Annotated in this window: 22 protein-coding genes, 1 tRNA gene and 2 pseudogenes; 4 read left to right on the top strand and 21 right to left on the bottom strand. The window is 39.1% G+C overall.

The window, feature by feature from the left end; translation table 11 throughout:
• Positions 1-137: 137 nt before the first annotated feature.
• Positions 138-1,379 (top strand): annotated as a pseudogene (locus ACSLFW_RS13695) (glycoside hydrolase family 30 protein); the annotation flags it as partial.
• Complete coding sequence (locus ACSLFW_RS13690; protein WP_436557450.1) at positions 1,365-1,583, top strand: glycoside hydrolase family 30 beta sandwich domain-containing protein; 219 nt, start codon at positions 1,365-1,367, stop codon at positions 1,581-1,583. The pseudogene ACSLFW_RS13695 and the gene ACSLFW_RS13690, both read left to right, overlap by 15 nt.
• A 50-nt stretch (positions 1,584-1,633) precedes the next feature.
• Here the strand turns inward: ACSLFW_RS13690 and ACSLFW_RS13685 are convergent.
• Together ACSLFW_RS13685 and ACSLFW_RS13680 are read right to left on the bottom strand one after the other, a co-directional pair.
• Positions 1,634-1,708, bottom strand: a tRNA-Val gene (locus tag ACSLFW_RS13685).
• Positions 1,709-1,799: 91 nt separating this feature from the next.
• Entirely contained in the window at positions 1,800-2,798 is a 999-nt protein-coding gene (locus ACSLFW_RS13680) for an LLM class flavin-dependent oxidoreductase (protein WP_436556216.1), read from the bottom strand.
• Positions 2,799-2,951: 153 nt separating this feature from the next.
• On the opposite strand from ACSLFW_RS13680, the gene ACSLFW_RS13675 reads away from it, so the two are divergent.
• A complete protein-coding gene (locus tag ACSLFW_RS13675; RefSeq protein WP_436556215.1) occupies positions 2,952-3,368 on the top strand; it encodes a thioredoxin family protein in 417 nt (138 codons plus the stop codon).
• Between the two features lie 63 nt (positions 3,369-3,431).
• On the opposite strand, the gene ACSLFW_RS13670 is transcribed toward ACSLFW_RS13675, so the two are convergent.
• The 6 genes from ACSLFW_RS13670 to ACSLFW_RS13645 all read right to left on the bottom strand — a co-directional run bounded on the left by ACSLFW_RS13670 (position 3,432) and on the right by ACSLFW_RS13645 (position 8,169).
• Positions 3,432-3,869, bottom strand: a complete 438-nt coding sequence (locus ACSLFW_RS13670; protein ID WP_436556214.1) for a YMGG-like glycine zipper-containing protein — start codon at positions 3,867-3,869, stop codon at positions 3,432-3,434.
• Positions 3,870-3,965: 96 nt separating this feature from the next.
• Positions 3,966-4,118: a hypothetical protein gene (locus ACSLFW_RS13665; RefSeq protein WP_436556213.1), complete on the bottom strand. Its 153-nt coding sequence runs from the start codon at positions 4,116-4,118 to the stop codon at positions 3,966-3,968.
• Between the two features lie 102 nt (positions 4,119-4,220).
• On the bottom strand, positions 4,221-5,135 hold the full coding sequence (locus tag ACSLFW_RS13660) for a hypothetical protein (protein ID WP_436556212.1): 915 nt from the start codon (positions 5,133-5,135) through the stop codon (positions 4,221-4,223).
• On the bottom strand, positions 5,101-6,585 hold the full coding sequence (locus tag ACSLFW_RS13655; protein ID WP_436556211.1) for a hypothetical protein: 1,485 nt from the start codon (positions 6,583-6,585) through the stop codon (positions 5,101-5,103). Before ACSLFW_RS13655 ends, ACSLFW_RS13660 begins: the two co-directional genes overlap by 35 nt.
• Positions 6,586-6,627: 42 nt before the next feature.
• Positions 6,628-7,866, bottom strand: coding sequence for a hypothetical protein (locus ACSLFW_RS13650; protein ID WP_436556210.1), 1,239 nt, complete (start codon positions 7,864-7,866; stop codon positions 6,628-6,630).
• A 6-nt stretch (positions 7,867-7,872) separates the two neighbouring features.
• Positions 7,873-8,169: a hypothetical protein gene (locus ACSLFW_RS13645; protein ID WP_436556209.1), complete on the bottom strand. Its 297-nt coding sequence runs from the start codon at positions 8,167-8,169 to the stop codon at positions 7,873-7,875.
• 253 nt (positions 8,170-8,422) lie between these two features.
• Here ACSLFW_RS13645 and ACSLFW_RS13640 point away from each other — a divergent pair, with 253 nt between their 5' ends.
• On the top strand, positions 8,423-9,904 hold the full coding sequence (locus tag ACSLFW_RS13640) for a T9SS type A sorting domain-containing protein (protein ID WP_436556208.1): 1,482 nt from the start codon (positions 8,423-8,425) through the stop codon (positions 9,902-9,904).
• Between the two features lie 64 nt (positions 9,905-9,968).
• Here the strand turns inward: ACSLFW_RS13640 and ACSLFW_RS13635 are convergent.
• The 13 genes and pseudogenes from ACSLFW_RS13635 to ACSLFW_RS13575 all read right to left on the bottom strand — a co-directional run bounded on the left by ACSLFW_RS13635 (position 9,969) and on the right by ACSLFW_RS13575 (position 21,123).
• Positions 9,969-12,185: pseudogene (locus ACSLFW_RS13635) on the bottom strand (glycoside hydrolase family 3 C-terminal domain-containing protein).
• Between the two features lie 165 nt (positions 12,186-12,350).
• Positions 12,351-14,099 carry an ABC transporter ATP-binding protein gene (locus ACSLFW_RS13630; RefSeq protein ID WP_436556207.1) on the bottom strand — a complete coding sequence of 583 codons (1,749 nt, stop codon included), beginning with the start codon at positions 14,097-14,099 and terminating at the stop codon, positions 12,351-12,353.
• Between the two features lie 123 nt (positions 14,100-14,222).
• On the bottom strand, positions 14,223-15,353 hold the full coding sequence (locus ACSLFW_RS13625) for a phage tail sheath family protein (protein WP_436556206.1): 1,131 nt from the start codon (positions 15,351-15,353) through the stop codon (positions 14,223-14,225).
• Positions 15,307-15,789, bottom strand: a complete 483-nt coding sequence (locus ACSLFW_RS13620; protein WP_436556205.1) for a hypothetical protein — start codon at positions 15,787-15,789, stop codon at positions 15,307-15,309. Before ACSLFW_RS13620 ends, ACSLFW_RS13625 begins: the two co-directional genes overlap by 47 nt.
• A gap of 91 nt (positions 15,790-15,880) precedes the next feature.
• Entirely contained in the window at positions 15,881-16,609 is a 729-nt protein-coding gene (locus tag ACSLFW_RS13615; RefSeq protein WP_436556204.1) for a class I SAM-dependent methyltransferase, read from the bottom strand.
• Positions 16,581-16,781, bottom strand: coding sequence for a hypothetical protein (locus ACSLFW_RS13610; protein WP_436556203.1), 201 nt, complete (start codon positions 16,779-16,781; stop codon positions 16,581-16,583). Before ACSLFW_RS13610 ends, ACSLFW_RS13615 begins: the two co-directional genes overlap by 29 nt.
• Positions 16,782-16,878: 97 nt before the next feature.
• Positions 16,879-17,373, bottom strand: a complete 495-nt coding sequence (locus tag ACSLFW_RS13605) for an SRPBCC family protein (RefSeq protein ID WP_436556202.1) — start codon at positions 17,371-17,373, stop codon at positions 16,879-16,881.
• 5 nt (positions 17,374-17,378) lie between these two features.
• A complete protein-coding gene (locus ACSLFW_RS13600; RefSeq protein WP_436556201.1) occupies positions 17,379-17,696 on the bottom strand; it encodes an ArsR/SmtB family transcription factor in 318 nt (105 codons plus the stop codon).
• 407 nt (positions 17,697-18,103) lie between these two features.
• Complete coding sequence (locus ACSLFW_RS13595) at positions 18,104-18,883, bottom strand: abortive infection family protein (protein ID WP_436556200.1); 780 nt, start codon at positions 18,881-18,883, stop codon at positions 18,104-18,106.
• A gap of 120 nt (positions 18,884-19,003) precedes the next feature.
• Positions 19,004-19,162, bottom strand: coding sequence for a hypothetical protein (locus tag ACSLFW_RS13590; RefSeq protein WP_436556199.1), 159 nt, complete (start codon positions 19,160-19,162; stop codon positions 19,004-19,006).
• Positions 19,153-19,782, bottom strand: coding sequence for an IS30 family transposase (locus ACSLFW_RS13585; protein ID WP_436556198.1), 630 nt, complete (start codon positions 19,780-19,782; stop codon positions 19,153-19,155). Before ACSLFW_RS13585 ends, ACSLFW_RS13590 begins: the two co-directional genes overlap by 10 nt.
• Before the next feature lie 221 nt (positions 19,783-20,003).
• Positions 20,004-20,471: a hypothetical protein gene (locus ACSLFW_RS13580; protein WP_436556197.1), complete on the bottom strand. Its 468-nt coding sequence runs from the start codon at positions 20,469-20,471 to the stop codon at positions 20,004-20,006.
• A 181-nt stretch (positions 20,472-20,652) separates the two neighbouring features.
• The gene (locus ACSLFW_RS13575) at positions 20,653-21,123 is read right to left on the bottom strand and encodes a hypothetical protein (protein WP_436556196.1); all 471 of its coding nucleotides are present in this window, start codon (positions 21,121-21,123) and stop codon (positions 20,653-20,655) included.
• Positions 21,124-21,224 lie beyond the last annotated feature (101 nt).

Raw genomic sequence — 21,224 nt, 5'->3', positions numbered from 1 at the left:
AGTTAAGGATTATTTTTGCCGGAAATTCTTAATTTCTAAGGAATCGTTAATCATAAACAAAAGTTAAGGCCTGGAATATATTCTTACTTATCATTGAATTTTGCTACATTAGGCGATTTAATATTTCAACTATCCCTATGAAAAAGTTTATTCCGCTTATGGCGATTGTCATTTTGATTTTATCCGGATGTTCAAAATCAGGTTCGACAACTGAAGATGACGATGGTACTCCAGTAACCCCAACGCCGCCACCTGCGACAACCAGCGATGTTGATTTCTGGCTCACAAAAGGTGACCAGTCGGTATTGCTGGCAAAGCAATCGACTGTGCTTGGTTTTGGTACAATTGCCAATGCATTTCCGAATATTGAGGTTGATAATGCGCAGAATTTTCAAACAGTTGACGGTTTTGGATATACGCTTACAGGCGGTAGTGCGCAAGTAATCAATTCATTGAATAGCGCGAAAAAACAGGAATTGCTACAGGATTTATTCAGTGCAAACGGAATTGGCATCAGTTATTTGCGCATCAGCATTGGCGCTTCCGATTTAAATGCGACTTCGTTTACTTATGATGACGTGCCTTCCGGGCAAACCGATACTGATTTATCTGAATTCAGCCTGGCACCAGATTTGACCGGAGTTGTTGCGCTTTTGAAAGAAATCCTGGTTATTAACCCTAATATGAAAATCGTTGCCACACCATGGTCGGCGCCGGTCTGGATGAAGAGCAATGAGAATTTTATCGGCGGAAGCCTGCTGCCCCAGTATTATGACGTTTATGCACAGTATTTTGTGAAATACCTTCAGGCGATGCAGGCACAAGGTATTGCAATTACTGCCATTACACCGCAAAATGAACCGCTGAACCCCTATAATAATCCAAGTATGTCTATGACGGCGGTAGAGCAGGGAAATTTCATCAAGAACAATCTTGGTTAGGCTTTACAAACTGCAGGATTATCGACAAAAATCATCATCTACGACCACAATTGTGACCAGCCGGTTTATCCAATCAGTATACTCAACGATGCAGCTGCCAATCCGTTTATCGATGGATCTGCGTTTCATTTGTATGCCGGCGATATCAACACAATGGCATCTGTACATAGTGCACATCCTTCAAAAAATCTTTATTTTACAGAACAATATACAGCATCATCGGGAAGTTTCGCAGGTGATTTGAAATGGCACCTTAAAAACGTAGTCATTGGTTCGATGCGCAACTGGAGTAAAAATGCACTGGAGTGGAATCTCGCCAATGATAGTGGCTATAATCCTCATACATCAGGTGGTTGTTCAGATTGTAAAGGCGCAATTACGGTAATTACAAGCGAAAATTATACTAAAAATGTCGGTTATTATATTATCGCACATGCCTCAAAATTTGTTCCTGCAGGATCGGTAAGGATTGCGAGTAATATTAGTGGCAATCTTCAGAATGTGGCTTTCCGGACACCTGCCGGCAAAATCGTATTGATTGTTGAAAATGAAGGTACTTCGCAAACATTTAATATCAAATATAATTCAAAATGGGTTTCGACGACTTTGGAAGCCGGAGCCGTTGGCACTTATATTTGGTAAATCATGTCATAAAAAATCCCGCTCAAGAAGGCGGGATTTTATTTTTATCGTGGGCAATAACGGGTTCGAACCGTTGACCCCTACCTTGTCGAGGTAGTGCTCTGAACCAGCTGAGCTAATCGCCCGATGGGGTAAACTTACGGTAAATTTATTGTTCAGACAATTTATTTTGACGTTTTTGCAAAGCTGATTTATAAATAACTGTGGAATAAAGTTTTAGCTTTTCAAATATAAATCCGCCAAAATTGAATAGGAATATAAACGTGCTTCATGGTCATAAATCGGTGAAGTCACCATTAATTCATCAACTCCCGTAATATCGCGGAATTGTTCGATTTCGGCTTTTACTTTATCTGGGCCGCCAACAAATGAATATTTTGTCATTTGCTGTAATGCAGCTTCCTCAAGCGGATCCATGAAATCTATAGCCACAGGAGCGCTGAGTTTTTGACGGTTACCGGTAATGATTCCCCAGAATAATCTTTTAAATGATGTTGCCAATATCGCAGCTTCATTGTCTGTATCAGCGGCAATTATATTAACGCATGCCATAACATACGGTGATTGAAGTGCCTCGCTTGGTTTAAAATTATTTCGGTAAATCTTAATCGCATCAGACAATTGTGCCGGCGCAAAATGACTTGCAAATGCGTAGGGCAATCCCAATGATGCCGCTACATAAGCGCTGTCAGTACTCGACCCTAAAATCCAAATTGGAATATCAAGGCCTTCACCAGGAATGGCACGTACTGGCGCTGATGTATTTTTTAGCGAAAAGTATTTTTGCAATTCCTGTATATTTCCTGCAAAATTATTGACAGCATTTAAATCACGTCTGAGCGCCATAGCAGTCAACTGGTCAGTTCCGGGAGCGCGTCCCAGACCAAGATCAATGCGGTCTGGAAAAAGTGTAGCGAGTGTTCCGAATTGTTCTGCAACTATTAAAGGCGCATGATTGGGCAACATTATTCCGCCGGAACCGACCCTGATTGTAGTAGTTTTTGAAGCAACGTGACCGATCAAAACCACTGTTGCCGTTGAAGCAACACTTTCCATATTGTGGTGTTCGGCGAGCCAGAAACGTTTGAATCCAAGTTTTTCAGTATGCAGTGCCAATGATGCGCTATTCGAGAAAGCGTCTGCGGGCGTTTTGCCGTTCGGCACCATCGCGAGGTCTAAGACAGAAAATATAACAGGTTTTGTATGGGAAATCATATCGATTGATTATTCATACAAAATTAAGCATCGAAGTTTCGAAACGGTTTGGTGTTTAGATAAATTTATCATTCGTTTTTAAATCTGAAGGTCATCTGAACTGGTATATATACCTTTGCACAATAAAATAAATCAGTCTTTATGAAAAAACAAATGCTGTTTGTTATAATTATTGCCGGAATTTGTTGCAGTTTCAGCGCGGCAAAAATACCATCCGGAAGTGGAATTACATTCTTCAAAGGCACTTACAGCCAGGCTTTAGCAGCATCGGCCAAAACCAAAAAACCTCTATTTGTCGATGTATACGCAACCTGGTGCGGGCCATGCAAGCAACTCAAACGCGAATCATTTAAAGACAAAGCTGTCGGTGAGTATTTCAATAAGAATTTCGTTTGCTTTTCAATTGACGGTGAGACTGAAGAAGGCAGAATATTGCGCAAAGTTTACAATATAGATTCCTATCCCACGCTGTTGATTACGGACGCAACAGGAAAGCAACTTGCCCGTACTGAAGGTTTTATGAAGCCATACATCCTGATTAATTTTAGAAGAAGAGTAGTTCCGCAATAAAAAACCGGACTCATTTTCACAAGTCCGGTATTCAACTGAATAAATTCAGTTATTTTTATTTACTTATTTTTTCTTCTTCCCATCGATTATTGCGCCAGTACCAGCTCCTACTGCAGCTCCGGCAAGTCCGCCAATAATAGCACCTTCACCTTTCTTTTTTGATACAGCAGCACCGGTAATTGCACCTGCACCAGCACCTATAAGCGCACCTTTTGCAGTGTTACTCCAGCCTTTTTTCTGGGTTGTCGTTGTCGTTGTTGCCGTTCCGTTACCATTGTTGGCATACACTACTTTCGTTTTTGATTTCTCAGCTGCAACGATGTTTTGCATAGAATCAATGGTTTTTTGTTTGGCAAGTTCAGCTTTTTGTTTTTCCATCACAATGTTCATCGAATCGATTGTCGCTTGTTTTGAATTTTCGGTAACTCCAGCTTCTCCTGCTTTGTTCTTACACGATGCAAAAGCAATGGCTACGATTAGTAATATTGATAACTTTTTCATGGTTTCGTAATTTAGATATTAGTATGGTGTAAAATTAACGCCAGAGGTTAAAAAATACCTTACGCAATTTCGGTTAAATCTTACAAGATTCTAATTTCAGAATGAAGCATCTGGAAAGAAATTATACCGATCATACTGATCATCTTCCTCGATTTTTGTGATGTCATCGATGTAATTATCATTCTCAAAAGTGTTTTCTTCATCATAAAATGAAGCATAATTTCCGGAAGTAAAGGTGAAATTTTTCATGGCTAAGTATTTTACTATAACGATTTCGTAAAATTACGCCAAACCATAAACTGCCGATTATGTAATAATACTATTTTGTTACAAAATTTCAATTCACTTAAATCAAAATTTCACCTTGTCTATATTGGAATTGTATTCGCGATTCAGCGCAGCTTCCATTCTTTTAAAATGATAATCTGAAATGGCCCAACTCATTGGGTATTCGGGTTCATGGTCATATTTATGATTGGCAATCGTATCTACATATTTCGGATTGTACAAACTGTATTTAATGTAAGCGGTATTGTTGTCTGTATCTTTTGCATAGAATTGTCGTGAAAAATACTGCTTTAAAAGTCCGTCACTAATGCTTGTACTTGAACCTTGCATACCTGCCAATGTCAATAATGGCGCGGCGAGATCATTCGTCAACGGACTAATGTCACGCACCGGTTTCGGATTGACCTCTGAATTGGTAAGGTGCAGGATATGGAATTTAAAGCGCTTATAAACCGGATTTGCCTCATTTTTTGTAAGGAAATCTGAAAGTTGCTCCATAAACTCAAGCATCGTTCCGGCACCGGAATTATCAAAATAACCACCATCAACGAAATAACGATCGAATAATTTTCCGGCTGGCGACACATACGGAAAGCGCGAACTCATGACGGCAGCCGTGCTAAATCGTATATCGGTGCGGGGATTTTTATTTGAAATCCGGTTGTCTTTTCTGTCGCGTTTCACTTTCATACTGTCAATCAAACTCAGTACATCTGTGCGCTGCCCTTTGTAAGTCTTATCCATTTTGACTGAACTGATGACGCCCGGATAACCATTATTCACTTGTGTAGTTGTGATGTAGAGTATAGGCAAATCTCCGGAAGTATCAATTATCTGACTATATGGCATTTGATAATAATCACGTAGAACATCGGAATTGCCCTTGCCTTGATAGTCACTGGTGCTTTCAGAAAAAGTACGCTCCAATACATCAGCCCTGTTGTCAATAAACCAGGCAGGCAGCAAATGCTGCATCATATCGAGCGAGCATACGCGCAATTGTGAAAGTCAGGAAATCTTTATGGAAAAAGCTGCTGCTGCTTTCAAGATACGCATCGCCTTTTAGCTTATGGTCGTGCTGCGCTTTGAGCAAGCCATAAAAAGCTGTATTGCCGACGCTTCCGCCTGATGCGCCACTGAGGCACAATAAATGGTCTTTGAAGCTGTTGAGGCTGTCTTTTTTATAACTTTCATCTTGAATGCGGCCCAGTACACTGCTTGACCATTGCCCGGCACGTGAAGCGCCACCGTTTGACAGTGCGATGTAGACATCGAAAGTTTTTGCAGTATCCTTAAATTGCGGTAATGAATCCATCATTTTGATGCGTTTTTCGAACCATTTTTGGAGATAAACTTCTGTTGTTGGTCGGTTTTGATAGCTGAAAGCTTCAGAAGCCTCAGTGGTTCGCACAGGATATGGGTCATAGAAATTGCCTACAATCACGGCAAGCAGGATAAGGAACAGAAACAGGTTGACGCCAATGCGAATGCTGGCGCCGCTGATTAAATTCGCAATGCCAATTAAAATTCCCAATGCCAGTAAAACAAAGGCTAGTGCTCCCATATTGCAGGAAATTCCGATAAAGAAAATTCCACCTAAATAAATTGCCAGCACTACAACACCCAATAAATTAAAGACGCGAAATAACGGCATTTCCGCCCTGATGTAATCTTCCCGAAAACCCAGTTTTTGCATGAGTTTTACGATTAATAATTTTTCAATTGATTTCGGTAATGCTTCAGGACGTTTCAATTCCGACTGCGCATCATTGATCTTTTTTCGTCGTTCTATAAAGAAAATTACCGACAAACATTCGCATGCAAAAAGTATCAGTAATAATATCCTTAACCAAAAAATATGACGAAGGATATTACTTCCACTAATTATTTCAGTACATTTTGATAACTGACTTAAAATAAATACTATATATACTGAAATAATTACAATGGAAATAACTTTTGTCCATTTTTTCCGCTGTTCATCTAAACTATCTATAAGCAGAAAATAAAGGAAATTATGCAGCGCGATGAATGCAAAAAGCAACCATCCATCAATGACCCAAACTCCATCAACAGTTGAAGCTGACGGCAAATTTACAATGCCGGCCTGTACACAAACAAAACAATTAAAACCAATTAGCCTTGGTAAATGCTTGTGCATATTCGTAGTAATTGTCGACTTCTTTTTACTGTCGTAATCTTTTTGCTGCCGGATGTAACTGAGCGTCCTGGCACTGTACCAAAGCAGGAATGCCCATAAAATACAACAGATGACCATGAAAATCCCTTTACCGCTGTGTTCACCAGATTGAATGACAACATCCATGCCCTGCCCTATGCCGATCAGCAGATAATATAATGCCAATACGGCGACAATTCCGGCCAAATAAAGCCAGATTGATTTCAGAAAAAGAGATAATGTTTGCATTGCTTTTGGTTTGTTTAGATGGGAATTTTGCAGAAATTGGTGCTAGCTACCGGATTTGGCCTTAGAACTATTTCCGGTCACAGAAACGAAGTTATACGTCACATTAAGAAACCCAAGGAAATTGGCCGTCTGCACATCATATTTAACGGTTATCGGCAACCATAAATCGCCTGAAATTCTGATGCGCAAATCCATATTAGCTAAGAAAGTATCCTTTTTTTCATTTGGAAGTAGATTTTTCAAAACACGATTATATTCGCCATAAGCTTTGAGTTCCATCAGGCTTTTTTGAGAATCTTTTGCTTTGAGAATTGAAAAGTTGAATCCGAGTGTACTGTTGAGCAATGAGCGTGGTTTGGAAGCTGCGACGGTATCTGCGTAAGTGAAATTACTTCTTATGTCAAGTTCTCCCGGATTATTTCGACCAAATATATCGCCCTTCAGGAATTTTAAACCAGCGCTGCCTTTGTTGAGCGTTCCCTTATCATCGGCACTTCCATTGGTCGAAATCGTCAATAATGAACCTTTATCAATATTCGCGTATGCAGTTTTCCGTACATCATAAAGATGCTGCATTTCCACCCCAAGATCTAATGGCGTGGCATCAGCAGCTGTTGTTACACCGCTTTTCGCCAAAACCTGCTGTATGAAAGCCGGTGGTAATTTATTGGTCTTGTGGTAACGATGCAAGGAATCAAGTCCTGCCTGAAATGCCGCCAGCTGTGTTTTTATCTGATCTGGTGTAATGCCGGGCGTGGTTACAATAGTTTTGATATAAGCGGTGCTTTCGTCAGAAATAGTTTTATTAATAGCTTCATACGATGCAATCAGTTCTTTGAATTTATCGCGGTTTTTCATGAAATTAGCGAGTTTCCGGTCGCGGTCGTTGATGATGGCGTATGTAAATCCGCCGGTAAATCCGTGGTAACCATAATCAGCATTCAGGTCGATTTTAAAATTGAACTGGAAATTCCGCGAAAAGCGTTCATTTACAAAGTTATAATCCTTTAAAAGTTCGGGATTGGCTTCTGCCTTTAAAGCGAAAAGCGTTCCGTTAAAGGCTATGCTTTTATTAGCTCCTGTAAGATTTTCAGAGGCAAATTGAAAGAAACTGCTGAGGATGTCTTTGTAATTTCCTGACTTCAGATCATCGGCAACTTTCACCATGAGTTGTCCTGTCGAATCGACTTGCGTCATTTGCTTTGCCATGGTTGATAAATCCTGAGCAATTGCGGCATTGAATAATAAAACCGCGAAAAGGGTGAGGTAGATTTTCTTCATGGCAGTTTAAATTACGAAGTAAAAAATGGCAGAATACGTCGGATTGCCTGAAGTATAAGTAGGATTTGGCAATGGTGCGGACTGAAAAGTTCCCGTCAGTGCAATTGAAACTGCACCGCCTCCATCAGGATTCATGCCGCTGATAACAAGCGTGTACTGCCCGGGAGCGAAGTTATAATTGTTGCTAAATCCCATACTTTCTTTGAAGGATAGATTTTGGGTAGCATCATTAAGGTTGGTGAAATCTACGGAAATTGGCATGGGCGGAATCCCGCCGGTAACGGTTACGTTTAAGTTCAGCATATTGGTTTTTTTGGTTAAGTTATTGTATGTAAGCACATTCTGTATTACTTTTCAAATATAAAGTAATTGAACTTGGCATACAATAGGTATATTTACCTGTTTTTGATTTCCTGATGTGCAACGCAACCCAACACCGATTTTAACATCTTAAAAATAAAAGCACTAACCAGCAATCAAAACTAAAGCTTATGAAAAAAATTACTTTAATCCTACTGTTTTTTATGACAGTATTTGCGCAGTCGCAGAATTTCGAATGGCTCAAAACACCGGAATTACTTTCGATGCCAATCCGGATAACCTTGGGTATTCAGTTGCGACAGACAATTCAGGAAATGTATACATGGCCGGATTTCAGGAAAACCAATACCTTTATAATGATGTTTTTGGTAAAGTTGCAATCCATAAATATGACAGCGCCGGAAACGAACAATACACAAAGCTCATCGACGGCAATGCAATTATCTATGATATGGTGACCGACAACGAGGGAAATCTGGTCATTGCAGCCGGTTATGTCGGTTCATTGCTTATCGAAGACATCGGATTTGTTACGGTTGACCAAGGCGTGCAATTCCTTTTAATCAAGCTTGATGCTTCGGGAAATATGCTTTGGCACCATCAGGTTTATGCAGATGACGTAACCTTTCTCAATGTCTTCCGCGCTGTCGCCGTAGATAATTCCAATAATATCTACATTGGTTATACAGATTACCAAAACTCCTGGATACAGCAACTATCGCCTCAGGGAACATTGCAAATGACGATTACGCAGCTCAACGTCAAAATGATTACATCGCTCAGCGTTGACAATGCAGGCAATATTTATGCGGCTGGCGGATGTGCTGAAACGAATGCAACTTATGGTGGCGTTGCGGTTCCAGCGCCATTTACTTACAATACTTATGTCGTCAAATATTCGCCGGAAGGCACTTACCAATGGATGCAGTATGTTGAAGATGTTACCTGCCCTACTCCGATCGTAAAAGCTTTGACGCCTGATGCGGTTTATTTCAGTTCTTATTTGTTCGGGCCTTATACATTCGGAAACATTACGGCGGCAGGCCTACACAATTCAGTTTTTCAGATTTTTTTATTGCAAAACTGGATGCGACTGGTACTTTTCAATGGGTTCGTGAAGCCCCGGCAGATGCTTATGTTGTTCCTGGAAAACGCAATTATCTCGGTCTTGATAATGCCGGAAATGTCTACTTTTTCGGGTTCTATGCACGGCGCAATCGATTGGGGAAATGGCTTGACAACTTCCAATCTGCCTGATTATAATGATGATGCTTTACTTTTGAAATACAATGCCAATGGCGAAATACAAACCGCAATCAATACCGGCGGCCATCTGTATGATCGCGCTGACGGAATTGCGATTTCGGCCAATGGCGATATGTATTTGTCGGGAATGGCAAGCGGCGATTCGCAGTTCGGGCCATTCACGCATACTGCAGAAAGTTTTGAATATTATCCATATCTGACAAAAATTACGCAAACGTTGGGTATTCAGGAGAATAGCCTGCAATCTTTGGTACTTTGGCCAAACCCGTCGTCTGATTTTATTTACAGCAATATACCTAATTTATCAAAAGGGAAATTATTGAATGTATTAGGTCAAAAAATAATGGATTTTGAAATAAGCAAAACTTCCGGAGCCAACATCAGTCAATTGCCAAATGGTGTATACATCGCTGTTGTAAATGGACAATCATTCAGATTGGTAAAAGATTAAGATTGTTATACTATAAATTAAAAGCCTGGAATTACCCAGGCTTTTTCTTTTTAACATTCATATTTTATTGTAATGTGAATCTAAATGTTCCTTTGATATCCCGTGATGAAGCGCCAATCTGTGCTTCAAATTCGCCTGATTCAGCAACCCATTCATGTTTGGCGGCATCAAAATAACTAAGCGCACTTTTATCGATTGTGATGCTGACAGTTTTTTCTTCACCAGCTTTAAGGCTGATTTTTTCAAAACCTTTCAGTTCTCTAACAGGTTTATCTACAGAAGATTTAACGTCATTTATATAAAGCTCCACTACTTCTGAACCATCTCTTTTTCCGGTGTTTTTAATGCTGACTGAAAAAGTTATTTTATCTGATGCTGTCATGGTTGATTTATCAGCAGTCACTTTTCCGTATTTGAAAGTTGTATAACTCAATCCATGCCCGAATGGGAAAAGTGGTTTGATATTTTTCTTGTCTGCCCAGCGGTAACCTACATAAATGCCTTCTTTGTAATTCACTTCTTTTCCTCCCGGAAATTCTCCCATTGCAATACCGCCATTGTCCTGAAGTTTTACAGGAAAAGTAAAAGTGAGTTTTCCTGATGGGTTTACAGCACCGGTCAAAACTTCGGCAATTGCATTCCCGGCTTCTGAGCCCAGATACCACGCCTGTACAATTCCCGGCACTTCATTTACCCATGGCATTGCTACCGCATTTCCTGAAATATTAACAAATACGATTTTTTTATTGGCTTTTAAAAGTTGGTACACCAAGGCATCCTGGTTGTAAGGCAATTCGAGTCCGGTGCGGTCGGCACCTTCGGAATCCTGTTTGTCGCTTTTGTTGAGTCCGCCGACAAAAATCACGATATCTGAATTGGCCGCAAGGTCAACCGCTTCTTTTGCTAAGGCTTCCGCTGAACGGTTTTCGGTTAAATCCTGTCCGGTCGCAACGCCGTCAAAATTAGCAGTAGCATCGCCGATATATCCGCGCGCATAAGTAATTGTGGCTTTTGAACCGACGAGTTTTTCAATCCGTCCAACGGAGAAACTTCATACTTTGCTTTAAGCGAAGAACTGCCACCGCCAATTGTCATTTTCTTGATTGCATTTTCGCCAATTACGGCAATCTTTTTTGTTTTGCTAAGGTCGATTGGTAAGATGTTGTTTTTGTTTTGGAGCAATACGATGCCTTCTTCGGCGATTTTTCTGCCTGCAAGCATGTGTTCTTCTGTGGCAAAAGAGCCTAAAGGACGATTTTTATTCATCGTTGTAAGGAACGACAATCTTAAAACACGGCGTACTTTCTCATCTAATTCCTTAGTGCCAACTTCACCTGATTTAATCATATCACGGTAAGGTTTGGCCAGATAATACTGGTCGTAAGCATTGCTGCGCCCGAAAGTCATACCGTTGGTTCAACTACCGAATTCCATATCAAGGCCATTAAAAATAGATTGTTTCGTATCATGTGCACCTCCCCAATCTGAAATTACAACACCTTCAAAACCCCATTCGCCGCGCAAAATATCATTAAGCAAATATTGGTTGTGGCAGCATTGCTGTCCTTTATACTGGTTATAAGAGCCCATGATGGCAAGCGCCTGTCCTTCCTGAACAGCGGCTTTAAATGCCGGAAGATAAATTTCATACAAAGCCCTGTCATCAACTACTACATTTACATTGTCGCGGTTCGTTTCCTGATTATTGAGTGCAAAATGCTTTACACAAGCCGCAACACCATTCAACTGAACACCTTTTATATAAGGCACTACAATTGACGAAGTCAGGAACGGATCTTCACCCATATACTCAAAGTTCCGGCCGTTTAAAGGCGTTCTGTAGATGTTGACGCCCTGGGCCTAAAAGTACATTTTTATTTCTGTAACGTGCTTCTGCTCCAAGCGATTGTCCATATAATTTAGCCATATCTTTATTCCAGGTCGCGGCAAGTGCTGTCAATGCCGGGAAAGCAGTACACGAATCGTTTGTCCATCCTGCCTGCGACCATTCATCCCAAAGCACTTCAGGGCGGATTCCGTGCGAGCCATCAGACATCCAGTTTTCCGGAATGCCGAGCCGCGGTACACCTGCAGAACTGAATTTCGACTGTGCGTGAATAATCGCGATCTTTTCCTCCAGCGTCATGCGTTTCAAGGCATCCTCAACACGTTCTTTTGTTGGTTTTGAATCGTCAAGATAAACAGGCTTTGTTTGGGCGTTGATTGATGTAGTCAAAATCAAGACAATCAGAAAAGACAGTGGTTTGAGTATTCGCAGCATAATATTGGTTTTTGTGAATGCGGTTAATAAATGTAAGAATCACAAAAATAAATCAATATAACGAAAGTTGTAAGCTTAGCCGAAAACTGATAAATTCGTAAAAATTATATAGTATTGATAAACAAATACATACAATTTTGTTGATGTGTAAAAAAAGGGGTGAATTTATTTCCTTTCCCCGATTTGCTGGCGCCACATTGCATAATAAAGCCCTTTTTCGTCGAGTAAATCCTGATGCCTGCCCTGTTCTATTATTTCGCCTTGTTCAAGGACATAGATTTTATCGGCGTGCATTATTGTAGACAAACGGTGCGCAATCAATACCGTAATCTGGTCTTGTTTCGACGAGATATTCCTGATGGTTTGCGTGATTTCTTCTTCCGTGATCGAGTCAAGCGCTGATGTTGCCTCATCAAAAAGCAATAATCGTGGATGTCTCAACAAGGCACGAGCAATAGAAAGTCTTTGTTTTTCGCCTCCGGAAACTTTGATACCACCCTCGCCAATTGTAGTATTGATGCCATTTTCGGCCCTTTTTAAAAGATTGTCGCAGGCAGATTTCTTCAATACATCATACAATTCTTCGTCTGTAGCATCGGGTTTTACGAAAAGCAGGTTGTCTTTTATGGTACCGGAAAACAGTTGTGCGTCTTGCGTTACGAATCCCAGCTGTTGCCTCAATTCGGTCAAATCGATTTCATTTGCATTCTTTTCATTGTAAAATATCGCGCCTTCATTCGGATTGTACAAACCTACCAATAATTTCACAAGCGTTGTTTTTCCGCTTCCTGACGGGCCGACAAAAGCAATGGTTTCGCCAGCTTTCGCTTCAAATGAAATTTGTTTTACCGCATAAGAATGTGCAGTTTGGTGTTTGAATGAAATATTCGTAAAACGCAGGTTATTGATGAGTCCGATTGTCTGCGGATTTGCCGGAATCGCTTCGCTTTTTGCATTCATCAGTTTATTGAAATTATCCATTGAAGCGTTGGTCTCGTTGTATGTCGCAATAACATTTCCGAGTTCCTGAAGCGGATTGAATAAGAAAAATGAAAAGAACATCAACGTGATTAAATCTCCGGGTTTGATGATGCCATTAAAAATAAAAAGATACAGCGCAAAAACTAAAGCCGTGCGCATAAAATGTACTGTTGTGCCTTGAAAAAAGCTTAGCGAACGTATATAACGTACTTTTTTTAATTCGAGTCCGAGGATTTTTGTAGTGGTCGAATTCAGCCTGTTGACTTCCTGTTGTGTGAGCCCAAGGCTTTTTACGAGTTCAATGTTGCGAAGTGATTCGGTTGTTGCGCCTGCCAAAGCCGTCGTTTCACCTAAAATTTCACGCGACACTTTTTTGATTTTTTTCCCAAGGAAAGAACTAATGAAAGCAATTACCGGAACTGTTGCAAGGAAAATCGGGCCAAGCAGCCAATGTATATTGATGGCATACACGACAACGAAAATAATCCCAACAACTGATTGGAAAATCAGCGATATTGAAAGCGTAATAAACTTCTCGCAATCGATTCTGACTTTCTGCAATTTACCTAAAGTCTCGCCGCTGCGTTGATCTTCAAAATCCTGAAAAGGTAATTGCAGCGCTTTGCGAATACCATCGGTATACATCTGTGCGCCGGTTCTCTGGATGATGATATTGGTAAAATAATCCTGGAAATTTTTAGCGATTCTCGACACCATCGCTGCACCTACTGACAACGCCAGCCATCCAAGTACAACTTTGGCAAAATGATTGAAATTGTTGTTGAAATTCGCTACACCATCTCCACATTGGTTCATTAATTTTCCAATGATAATAGAATCACAGAGCGAAAAACATTGGTTTATAGCGGCCAGTAAGAGTGCAAAAAACAAGAGTGTCTTGTGGGTTTTGATATAAGAAAATAATATTTTCATGCAGTGCTTATAATTTTAATGCAAAATTACGGTTATAATCCGCTCGGATTTTAAGTCTGCATTATTTTTATTTATCTTATCATATCAATAACTTTTAATTACACGAAACAATAACTTTGGCTGTCATTCAGTTGCCATTTGCTGTTGAAATTCAATTACCACAAATTCAGCAGGATTTGTAATGGCTACGGTCACAATAACGTTCATAAATCCGTTCAGCATATCATCAGAGGTCATGGTTGATCCGAGTCCGCATGTTACAGAATAAGCATCCGATGCTTTTGCTCCCATTAAACCGCCGGCTTTCCATACACCATTAAGGAAATTTTCAATATCTGCTTTGACCGTATTCCATGTCGGGCTGGTATTTGGCGCAAAAGTATACTTGCTGGCAATCCACATACAAGATTGCTTAAGATAAATCATGGTGCGGCAAACCGGCAGGTATTTCCAGTCCATACTGTTACCGTCGAGCGTACGTGCTCCCCAAACCAATATTCCGAGTCCGTTAAAGAATCTAAACGCATTGATTGATTTTCCCGAAACATCATCGGTATTCAGCGCTCCTTGCTGGCTATCGGTAAGGCGAATTGGCAGGGATGAAACGCCTACAATCGAAGTGTTAGCAGGTGCCATCCAAGGTCCGGAATTATTGTCAGTTGTCGTAATTATGCCTGCCATTCCTCCGCTTGGCGGCAAAATGTTGGCTTGCGAAAGTACGTGCGCCATAATCTGGGTATAATCCTGGCTTGCATTCAGAAGTGCCGTTTGGTTTTGAGATGCCGACAGTCCTTTTGGGTCATTTTTGATATTTTGGAATATTGCGGTAAGTGCCGGATTTGACCCTGACGGATTCAGAATCACTTCCAGTTGTTCGATATCACCTCCGAATAAATTAGTATAATCAATATCCGTCGGCTGCATAATGGTCGTTCCTAAAAAAGGATAATAAGCTGTGCCATACATAAGGCCGTTTGAACCTGTGCTGTTCCGAAACGTTATAATATCGTTCATATACAGAAGCGGATCCGGGTCATTGCCTCCAATCACATCAAAAATACTTATTGAAGTTTGCATGTCTGACGACTGCTGCAACATCGTTTGCATCAATGTACCGTTATTTTCAATATCGAGCAGTGTTGCTTCGGGACAAATGTACATGGTCGGTTCCTGATAATTTTGTAGCAGTGTAAGTCCGCGTTTCAAATCATCCAGTAAAACATTTTGATTGACAATCTGCGCTCCCGGTTCCATCGGCTTTCCTGATGGACTTCCATAAGTAACCGACTGAAACAATATATGCCTCGCCGCCGCCATTTTCATAGAAAAGCTTCACACTGTTATAAAGATAATATATAGTGCTTGGGTCAGGAACGAGCGAATAATAAGCATCCGAAACCATCAGGTAATCGCCTTTTTCAGGTTTTGCTTTTTGTGCTACCAGATAATATTGCGGATTGTATTGCTGGGCTGCTAAGCTTCCATCAGGATTCCAAAAGCCGAATATCGACTGAAAATCGTTAAAAGAAAAAATTTTAAAAGGTATATTCGTGCATGATTTTCCTTCAAAAGATGCCTGTGGCGTATAACCTATAAAAGCCGGAATTGCTGTCGCAACATTCGAAGTACCATTTGACGCGTCTGCTTCCTGAATATGTACACCCGGAGCATTGTTATCTGATAAATCCATAGTATTTAATTTTGATTTGAAAGTGATGGTCAAATCTAACTACTTTAGCGGTTTTATTTACAGGTATTTATACGTGTTTTCTTTGCCTAAATTATTTCTTTTCAATCCATAAATTACCGCCTGTATTTTTATAGGCCAATGGCAAATCAGAAAATGAATTTTTGTGGAGCCTGTGCATGTAATCTGAAAATAATTTAATTTCAAATTGTTCATTGTACATCAGGAAAGCCTTTAAAATATAATCTTCATTCCAGTTAATACCGCTAAAAACCCAGTCTTTAGGATATTCAAACGGATAAAAGATATCATGAAAATGAATTAAGACGCCACTGTTGAGTGCCGGTAAAATCTCAAATAATATATAATTGACATCGCTTCCGGTTTTTGAAACATGTGTACTGTCAATAAACAAAATATCGCCGGACTGCAACGCCTGAAAAGTCGTTAACGGAATTTGCTGCACGTCGGTTTCAATAATTTTTGCAGTTCGCTTATCTTCTTCGGTTATTAATGAATAAAGCCTGTCTGCATAAGGATCGATGAATGTCAGATCGATTTTATTCTCAAAGAAAAGACTATTGGTGTCAAGCATCACGGCTGATGAAAATCCCGAACCAATTTCTATGATCCTTTTGGGTTTGAAATACCTGATGATGGAATACAGTGCAATGCCATCCGTATACGAATAATATCCGTTTTCGAAATTATAGCGGATATTATCCTGTCTTTCAGGTTTGAAAGGCATTTCATCATAAAAAACCGTAAATTCTTTAAGCAACTTTTTCTGTTCTTCAGTTCTTAAATTCAGGCCAAATACCATCAATATCAACATTTTTCCAAATTGCATCCTGGCGTTTCCTCACATCTTCAATAGAAAAAACGGGCGAATAATAGTGCCCGTTTGGATGCATGCAATTCAGCGATTGCTTGTAAAGTCCTCTCACATAAGGTAGTTTATTGACTAGGCTTTTGATCTTTTTGGCGAGTTTCATAGCTATTTTATAATGCTGTCGAAGTTATGAAAAATAGCTATGAAATTTACAAGATAGCCTGCCAGATCATTTAATTTAGCACCCTTAAAAACCAAAATCACTTTCCTGACAAACCAGCCAGCAGCTTTTGAAGGTTTTCAAATGTCATGGCCATGCCTGCTTTAAAGCCATCAATCACCGCTTCAAGGCGTTCTGCAGATTCGTTGTAAATAGAGATATTGACAGTCGTGATTCCGTTTTGCTCGCTGAAATTCAGGTTCCAATCAGAGCCTGTCGGTTCAGGATTTCCGGCTTCGTCAGCAAAAGCGTTGAACATTTTGAAATTGGTCTTTGGATTTATGGATGTATATGTTTGTAATGCCCATCGCTCCTGCCCTTTCGGACTAACCATCGCATAAAATCTTTGGCCGCCTACTTCGAAATTCATATTTTTTGTTCTGGATGTGAATGGTTTCGGTGCATACCATTGGTCGAGGATTTCAGGTTTCGTAAAAGCATCCCACACACGCGAAAGTTCTGCCTCGAATTGCATGTTGATGGTTACGGTTTTTGTCGGTCTGTCGAGTGAAAAATCAAATGGTGAATTGTTCATTTTATCTATTTTTTAATGGTTGATAATACGTCGTTGAGCTGGTGAAATCGTGTTTCCCAGATTTGCCTTAATTGGTTCACCCAAACATCGATTTCTTTTATTTTTTGCGGATTAAGTTCGTAGTAAATTTCTCTTCCGACTTGCTTTTGATTAAGCAGTTCACACTCTGTAAGAATCTGAATGTGCTTGGAAATCGTCTGTCGCGACGAACCAAAACCCGAAGCAATAGCGCCTGGCGTCATCGCTTGCAACGCAAGCATTGTTAAAATCCCTCTTCGTGTAGGGTCGGCAATAGCCTGAAATACATCTCTTCTGAAATTCATTGCGCAGTTATTTGACTGCAAATATATGTGAAGTTATTTAACTGCACAATTATTTCGAAAAAATTAACGTAATTGTTCGATTCTGCCGAAGATTTGTTTATTTTTCTATAAAATCTTATATGATTTAAACGGCCTCGTTGATTTGATTGGTGTGAGTTTTATAAGCTGTATTACAATAAAATATTCGTTTAGAACAAGATTAAATTTTGCAAAAAATTCCGCCTAAAATTCGAAAGATTGGGTGTTCGCAAACTGAGCCAAGGTTGCAGCTAACGGCCAGGGCTTTGCGAAGTTGCGGCGATTTCGAAGCCGAGTTCTTTCGGTGACCGTGAACGAAGTTAGGGAAAATACTGGTTCAATTTTGCAGATTGTGCCGCAATTTTGCCAAGCCCATGTTAGCAGATGGCCTAAAATGGTAAATCCTTTAAATCATCTAAAATTTCAATTTTAGGAATCGGATATCTATTTTTGTAATATGAGTTTAAAAATAGCCCAACTGTTGTAAATGAATTAATTGTTAAGTAAACATATATAGAATCATTAATTAATAAATCATCTTTTGTTTTTCCATGAAATATTGTTTTCTCACTTCTTAGTTTTTCTATTGCTTGACTAATAGCTATTAGCGATGAACAAATAGTTTTCATTTCTTGAGGAAACTCTTTGTTATCCAGTTTGAATTCAACTAAGATTGCTTGGACTAATTTATATAAAGTTTCTGTTCCTTTTAAATTTTTACTGAATCGCTCATCTTTTAAAATTTCCTTGATTATACTTTCGAAAGCTGAATTTGTCAATCCAATTGCCAAACTTGGATCAGTAGTTATATTTTTTAGAGCTTTAGAAAATACCTCATAAACATTGTGATATTTTTCCTTAATTTTATTTTTAAAAACAGGAATTGTTGGGATAAAATCTGGAGTATCAATGCCCAAATCAATTGCTATTTTTAGCAAATCTTCACCCTGCATTGAATTTAATGTAGGCTCTAAATCTACTATTCCATTTACGTCTAAATAAATAGAAAAATTTTCCCAATTGTCATTGAAATTATAGCTTTCATGACTTTGATGCCATTTTTTGAGGTAGAACAATATACTTTTATATGAAACAAATTCTTCATGCAATTTTGCTTGAATTGAATTTATTAATTTTAATTGATATTTCGGAGATATTAGTTCATTCATTATTCGATTTGGTGGATTCAAGACCTTAATGCAACAAAGGTCATTTTAAGTTACTAATTTAGTTTAAAAGTTTGATATTTTATATTGGCTAATTCAAATTCCATCATTTCACCCGGAGTTTTATAACCGAGAACTTTTTAGCCACTTATGGTTGGCCATCTCAACTCCATTATCATGTGTCATTGATTTCCTGAATTCAGGATCGAGTTGATTTATAGTCCTGGCAATCGCTTTGGTGACCACTTCAGAGCGCCTGCTTTTGACAGGTATTATGTACACGAATCGTGTCTTGCGTTCCACAATTGTTGCAATGGCGCTCTTCTGCCCAGCCCTATTACAAGGTCACTCTCCCAATGCCCGACTTCGCGGCGAAGCTCTACATCTTCAGGCCTGAGTTCAATACTCCGGGCATCTTTTATCCTGGATTTTCGCTTGCCTGTTTTTCTGTTGATACGCCGTTTTGAATGTGAATAAGGCAATAATGAAATAAGATATTTACCTAATTTGGATTGCCTCTTACGATAGATATGCTTATAGATTGCCTCATGGGAAATTGACATGACCGGGTCATTCGGGAACAATACCGAGAGCCTTCCCGATATCTGTTCCGAAGACAAATTCAAGGCCAGCTGGGAATAAACGAAATCCTTCAGGCGCTGATAAGTATTAATCTTATCAAGATTTCTTTTGTTCAGATAATCCTCTTTTGCCATGAACTGGGCAAGCTCTGCCCTGTACTTATCTTTGGGCAATACGACCCATTTCTGGACTTCCCGGAAGATAGAAGACCTGTGACGGCCTAATTCTTTGGCGATGTATGAAGTAGACTTACCTTGGGCGAGTAATGCCTGGATGACAACCCTTTCATCGTAACGTAATCTTGATCTTGATTTTTCCATATTACAACAAATCTATTGATTATGATTTGTTGCATTAAGTTGTTGAATTGTCCTAGTTCTGGTAAAGTTGCAGCTAACGCCCGGCAGCTTCACGCCGGTGCGGCAGTTTCGGAGCTGAGGACTTTCGGTGACCGTGAACGAAATTATGAAAAATATGCGAACAATTTGCAACTAATTGCCGCTCTGGCGTTAAGCTGCTCGTTATAAGCCGTTGTGCTAATTTAGTTATACATTATTGTTTTGCAATATTCTTTTACTTCTTTATCCGATTCGCTAATTTGAAAAGTATAAAAATGATCTTGTTGCTCTTCTGAAACATTTATGCAAACAACAATAGAATCAAAATATCTATATCTTTTAAAAACATAAATCTTTCTCAATTTTGATTTTGGAATAAATAATCTATCGAAAAATGTAATTCTTCTTTTAATATTTTTATTATTATTTAAAGATATTGTATATATTTTAGTTTTTACAGTATCCAAACTTTTGCATTGCATACAAGTGCTGTAACCATTCCATTCAAAATTGATTTTTCCATCATATTCGAAATATTTAATGTTACTATAATCTTTTGAAATTATATTTTTTTCAAAATAATCGTATGCAATCTTCTCATAAGATTGCTTATCTTGAGCAATTACAAGTTTTATGAATGTTAGTGTAAAAAATATAAAAATTCTTTTCATATTCTAAGTTTATCCGCAAACTGAGTCAATGGCTTATAACGCCCAGGGCTTTGCGCCGGTGCGGCAATTTCGGAGCCGAGTACTTTCGGTGACCGGAAACGAAGTTATGGAAAATACTGATACAATTTTGCACAAAAAGGCCGCTCTGGCGCCAAGCCCATGTTGGGTCGATGTTGCTCGATTAAAGAAAAATTTGCTTTGTTAAAACTGTTTTCAATATTTTATTAATTACATCTTTTTCATCCTGAATTTCATATTGTTCATTTCTATCTAAAACACTTGATATTTGTATATCTTGATATTCTAAAATACCAAACTCGTTTCTACATGAATTAAGCGATTGAGCTTGTTCTGACGGAAAGACTTTTACTAAATCTTTAATTGTGTCTTTGTCTAAATCAATTCGCAATATTGGGAAAAGCTCGTTTATTTCATACTTCGATAAAAATTCTCCATTTGACCAAATTATCCATCTTTCTTTATCATTTATATAACCGAAAAATTTGACGTTTTCTTTAAGATTATATAATTTATCAAAAGGTGATCTTATGTGTAATTGATTAAAAACACTTTTCGAAATTTTTTTATTATCAATTTTTAACACACTTATTTTTATTGTTGCTTCTTCGGTAAATAGCTGTTCAATATTCATTATTATAATTTGTTGTTGTTATACGATTAGTTCCGGTTAGTTGGCAATATCGCCCAACGCCCAGCAGCTTTATGAAGTTGCCGGAACTTCGGAGCCGGATA

This window comes from Flavobacterium sp. 3HN19-14 (assembly GCF_051373205.1).
Taxonomy (GTDB): Bacteria; Bacteroidota; Bacteroidia; order Flavobacteriales; family Flavobacteriaceae; genus Flavobacterium.
Note: the sequence above shows the minus strand (reverse complement) of the source record. Positions and strands in the feature narration are given on the sequence as shown.